We start from the raw sequence: 4,680 nt of genomic DNA, 5'->3' as shown, positions 1-4,680 counted from the left end.
ATTTTAGCATTAAAATCTATGCGATACACAGTCATGGAAATAACATCCATTATGTATTCCTGCGGTCTGACTTCAAGGTCTATAATCTCCTCTTGCAATAAATCCGATAAAAGTAACTTGGCAATTTTGTTGTCTTCCATCAGGTACTTGAATACAACGTCATAAGCAGGGTTGGCAATTTTTATCATGGTACAAAAATAAGAAAAACACGAGAGTTTAATTTTGTGGCAATGTTTTACCTTATTTTGAATTGATTTTCAATGATTTACATAGTTAAAATGTATTTTTATCTTGTTTAACATTCATTTTCAATTACTTACAAGGTTAAGATTTGTGTAAGTGGATTTAGTTTGCTATTCGTTTGCGTGAGGCATGCGGAGGGTGGGCGTTAGCCCAGTGCGTAGCGAAGCGTAGCACCGAAGCGATAGCGTAGCCCGCAGCACGCCGACCTTGTGGGCATGAGCAAAGCGAAACGCCCACAAGGACACGCCCAAAATAAAAAGTAACAATATAAAAGACTGTTTTTCAAACATATACAAGAAAAATCAAAACATTTTTTCCTAAAAACTTGACTCGTTTTTTTTTTTAGACTTTTGCAACGCTTTCGAAAGCAAACTTTCACAACCATCACAATTTTCAAAATACGTATGAAAACAGTAAAAAAACTTTGGGTAGTAGCAGCACTGATGCCGTTCCCCGTAATGGCTTGGGCAAAGACGGAGTATAAATTCAGAGTTTTGAAACTCTTTTCGTTTTTTATATCGCTGTAAATCAAGTATTTATGAAATTTTTAATAAATTAAGTTTAACAATTTGGCAGAAATATAATACATTTACATTTACAAACTTATATATGTCAAAAATATGAGCGATCTGTTTGTAGCATTATACGGTAGAGGAAAAGAAATTTTTGGTCTTACCTTTAAAAAGGAGAAATTCACCAAAAAACTACAGAAGCAAGTGGAAGACTCATATGTGGAGTTATGCGATGACAATTTTTTAGATTTAGAGCTTCCATTATCTTGCTTAGAACTATCAATAAAATATAATAATTCAAGCAAGTACTATGAAACCTACCTTGAAAGTAAAATAAAAGTTGTATCAAGCGGTATGAGAATTTCCTATCGAGAAATGATGCGCGCAGGCGATGATGAAGTTGCTGTAATGTGGTATCATATTCACGCTTTCTCGACATACCATATCTGGCGGGATATTGGAAAGTTTCATAAGAGCAAGTTAAAAATAATTACGTCTACAAGAATTGACGAAACTGATAATACAGAATACGAATATGTAAGTGAGATCTTATATGATAATAGACCTCCTGATGAAACAGAAGAATGGGGTGAACCAAAATTTGGTTTTGAAGGTCCTTTTATATTGTATTAATTAACACGAGATTAATCTTTACTAGGATTAATTTCGTTCTGTTTTTGTACCGATTTGCAAAACTTACACATAAAAATGTAAAGTAATTTTTAGTAAACTGTTAGTCTCTATTAATAAATCCGTAGTAACCTTGTGTTCATAAAATCTAATATAAGCAGGTGAGAGCCTTTATATTTTTTGCCAATCCGCTTACAGGTTTTCTCAAATCATAACTATTGTGTCCCCTTCACATTCCTAAATCCATATCCTACAACTCAAAATTCATGTTAAGCTGTTACTCCTTATGCTTTTAGATAGAATTTAACTTCCAGGATGCTAGACAGCACTTCGGACTGAATGACTTTAAGAAACTATAAAACTACACCTCTGAAAAATTTTGTGTTCATGGGCTTTTTTATGATCTTTTATTCCAAAATCCTCCTGGAAAAACAAAAAAAAAAGAACAAATCATTCTTAACTCTAAGTATTGCAGACATCAAAAATATGTATCACTCGCATTTTCACTACGAGTATTTATTAAAATATAGCTCCGAAAAGCATCTTTTATCTCCCGATATTCACACCATTATACCCCCAGATATCATTCATAATAGATAAAATGTTAACTACATTGTAATGTTAAAATCAAATTTAATTTTCATGAAACAGAGAACCATTTTTGCGTTTGATTATTATATCCTTGAGTAAAGGCAAATGCCGTCCAATAAGAATACAATGAGGTTTAAAAATAAAGCTGTTAATATTTTCCCCTTGCCATATGCCAAGTAATTATATGAGTAGTAGCCTGAAAAGATAAATAGACCTACCCTTAACGTAAGGATTACGTTATCTGATGTTACGGGTATTACAGGGTTGTTAATATACCCTGAATACACTAATGCCATTGATCTGGTAATAATTAATAGAAAAGCTGCGATGTTTTTAATAGATAAAAAGTAGGTAAATTCATAATTCTGCATGTTTAGTTAAACATTAGTTAAATATTAATCCTGCTTTGTTGATTAAGTATAATTGCATTGCCACCAACGTCTCGCGGACAAAAGAAGCTGCCGAAGCGAAGCGTAGGCAATTTGAGTGGGGCTTCTGCAAGAGCCGAACCGTTTATCCGCTGTTATGTGTCCTGATCGATAGCGAAAGTGCAACGTGGTTCAAGTAGGAAGCACGAGAAAGTCGGGCGGAGGCGGGCTTTATATTTATTAACTAAATAGTTCAGTTTCTAATAGTTTCATGTATTTATTTACATAGAAGCTATCAGGTTCATGTTTGATTGGTCTAACTCTAATCTCAAATTGCGGATTTTCTGTATTAGTGCTATCAAAGAAGATTAGTCCTATACCAAAGATTAGGCACAATGATTCTATTCTAGATTTGTCTTCTTCACTGGAGTTTTTTGGAATTACGATATAGACCTTATGACTAAAATTTTTATATGCACATGCCTGTCCAAAAGCAGTAATTATTCCAGATGTATCCGTTTTTATTTCAGCAGAAACAATGACTTGTTCAAATTTTATTATATCAGAAGGCATTGATTTCTTTATTCCAATAACATCAGGCGTTCCCCATCTATCTCTGAATCTATTGCCGCCCAATTTAATCGCCTTTGTACATTCTTCTAATTCATTTTTTAGATAATCCGCAAATGATTGATAAAAATCTTCTTCGGAAATCGGTACTCCTTCAGTAGGAGCTTCTGCTTGCTCTTCTGGAGTGATTTGAGTTTCTCTAAATGAAGTATGTCTAAATAAACCCCTATCTGCTTTATACACTTCGCTTGAAAGAGTTACATCTAAATCCCAAATAGCGCCTTGAATTGTGTTAATTGGAATGTCTGGGAAACTATCATATATCATATTTACTAGTTGAGAATATCTTATTCCCTGTGGATTATTTTTTAATAATTCAACTGCTTTTGTTTTAATTTGCTCTTTTCGTGTTGCCATAATTAAATATCTTTTTTTTGCTGCAATATTACAGAATTGATTTGAGTTTTGTACATTTGTGGCGTCAATCCTCAAAAAATATTACAACATTATGCCACATTATGACAATACTGCTATAATAAGAGATTTTACGGAGTCGCTTACCATCAAGCGGTATACGTTCAAAACTGTAAAGACCTATAAAAATGCACTGATACAGTTTTTACAAGCATTTCCATATAAAAGTCCCGAAGAAGTTACCGTAAAAGAGATTGAAACCTTTATTAACCAAAAGGTTACACAAGAAAACATCTCTGCTTCTTATCAAAAAACTTTAGTAGGTGCTATAAAATTTCTTTACCATGAAGTACTTCGGAAAAATTACAAATTTGATTATCTCTACACCGACAGCAGAGAACAAAAACTGCCCAATGTACTCAGTAAAGAAGAGATACAAAAAATCCTTGACGCCTGTTCCAATATCAAGCATAAAGCTATATTAGCTACTATTTATGGCTGTGGATTGCGCCTGTCCGAAGTATTGAACCTGAAAATTGCAGACATTGACTCCAAAAGAATGCTTCTCAAAATAAACCAATCCAAAGGCAATGAGGACCGATATGTGCCTCTGCCACAAAATTTGTTAGAACTGTTGAGGGAATACTACAAAATATGTCTTCCCAAAGTGTACTTATTTGAAGGCGAGAAAGGAGGCATGTATGCTGCCCGCAGTGTACAAAACATACTCAAAAAATGTTTATTGAAAACAGATATAAAAAAATCCGTAAGTGTACATACCTTGCGGCATACTTACGCCACACACCTTTTGGAACAGGGAACAGATATAAGAATTATCCAAATGCTTTTAGGACACAAAAATCTTAAAACTACTCAAATATATACACATATAAGTTCGCCAGTGATTGAACAGGTCAGCAGTCCATTGGAAAGTATCCAGTTTTAAGGATTTTTGTAATTATCCGGGTTATGGCGTGTCCTTGCCCACGTTGTGCTGCGCGCAGGTGTACAAGGTCAGCGTACTTCGGGCTATGCTATCGCTTCGGTGCTTCGCTAACGCTTCGCACTGCCTAATGGCATGCTCCATGCCCCTCGCAAGCTGTATTTTGATGTCTTACCTCGTTTTATACCTAATTTTTGGCTTCATTTCTTCCCAAAACAAGCTAAAAAAATGCAAAACCCTTTACTTTTTTACATTCATTTTCAAATATCTACAAAGTTAAATGTTATTTCAACTCACGTCAAATTATGTTTTCTTAAAAATGCCTCATCTATTTTGGCAATCTGCATGACTACCTCTTTGGATATACCTTGTTTGAGCATCTCCTTTATCATATTGATTTTATCTTGCT

5 protein-coding genes are annotated in these 4,680 nt (G+C 34.2%); 2 read left to right on the top strand and 3 right to left on the bottom strand.

All coding sequences use genetic code 11. The features are described from left to right. On the bottom strand, positions 1-188 hold a 188-nt coding region (locus tag NZ519_12335), incomplete at its 3' end, for a hypothetical protein (protein MCS7029542.1). 157 nt (positions 189-345) lie between these two features. Continuing rightward, positions 346-480 (bottom strand): hypothetical protein, encoded by a 135-nt coding sequence (locus tag NZ519_12330; protein ID MCS7029541.1) that lies wholly within the window; start codon positions 478-480, stop codon positions 346-348. Positions 481-863: 383 nt separating this feature from the next. Here NZ519_12330 and NZ519_12325 point away from each other — a divergent pair, with 383 nt between their 5' ends. Continuing rightward, a complete protein-coding gene (locus NZ519_12325; protein MCS7029540.1) occupies positions 864-1,388 on the top strand; it encodes a hypothetical protein in 525 nt (174 codons plus the stop codon). 1,196 nt (positions 1,389-2,584) lie between these two features. On the opposite strand, the gene NZ519_12320 is transcribed toward NZ519_12325, so the two are convergent. Then, positions 2,585-3,406 (bottom strand): hypothetical protein, encoded by an 822-nt coding sequence (locus tag NZ519_12320; protein MCS7029539.1) that lies wholly within the window; start codon positions 3,404-3,406, stop codon positions 2,585-2,587. Between NZ519_12320 and NZ519_12315 the strand changes: the two genes are divergently transcribed. After that, positions 3,390-4,274 (top strand): tyrosine-type recombinase/integrase, encoded by an 885-nt coding sequence (locus NZ519_12315; protein ID MCS7029538.1) that lies wholly within the window; start codon positions 3,390-3,392, stop codon positions 4,272-4,274. The genes NZ519_12320 and NZ519_12315 overlap by 17 nt on opposite strands. Positions 4,275-4,680: the final 406 nt, after the last annotated feature.

This window comes from Bacteroidia bacterium, assembly GCA_025056095.1.
Classification (GTDB): Bacteria; Bacteroidota; Bacteroidia; order JANWVE01; family JANWVE01; genus JANWVE01.
This window is presented reverse-complemented; position numbering and strand designations above follow the sequence as displayed.

Bases quoted from the DNA above. Each gene is read 5' to 3' on its own strand.
- NZ519_12325 (MCS7029540.1), top strand. From the start codon at position 864: ATGAGCGATCTGTTTGTAGCATTATACGGTAGAGGAAAAGAAATTTTT.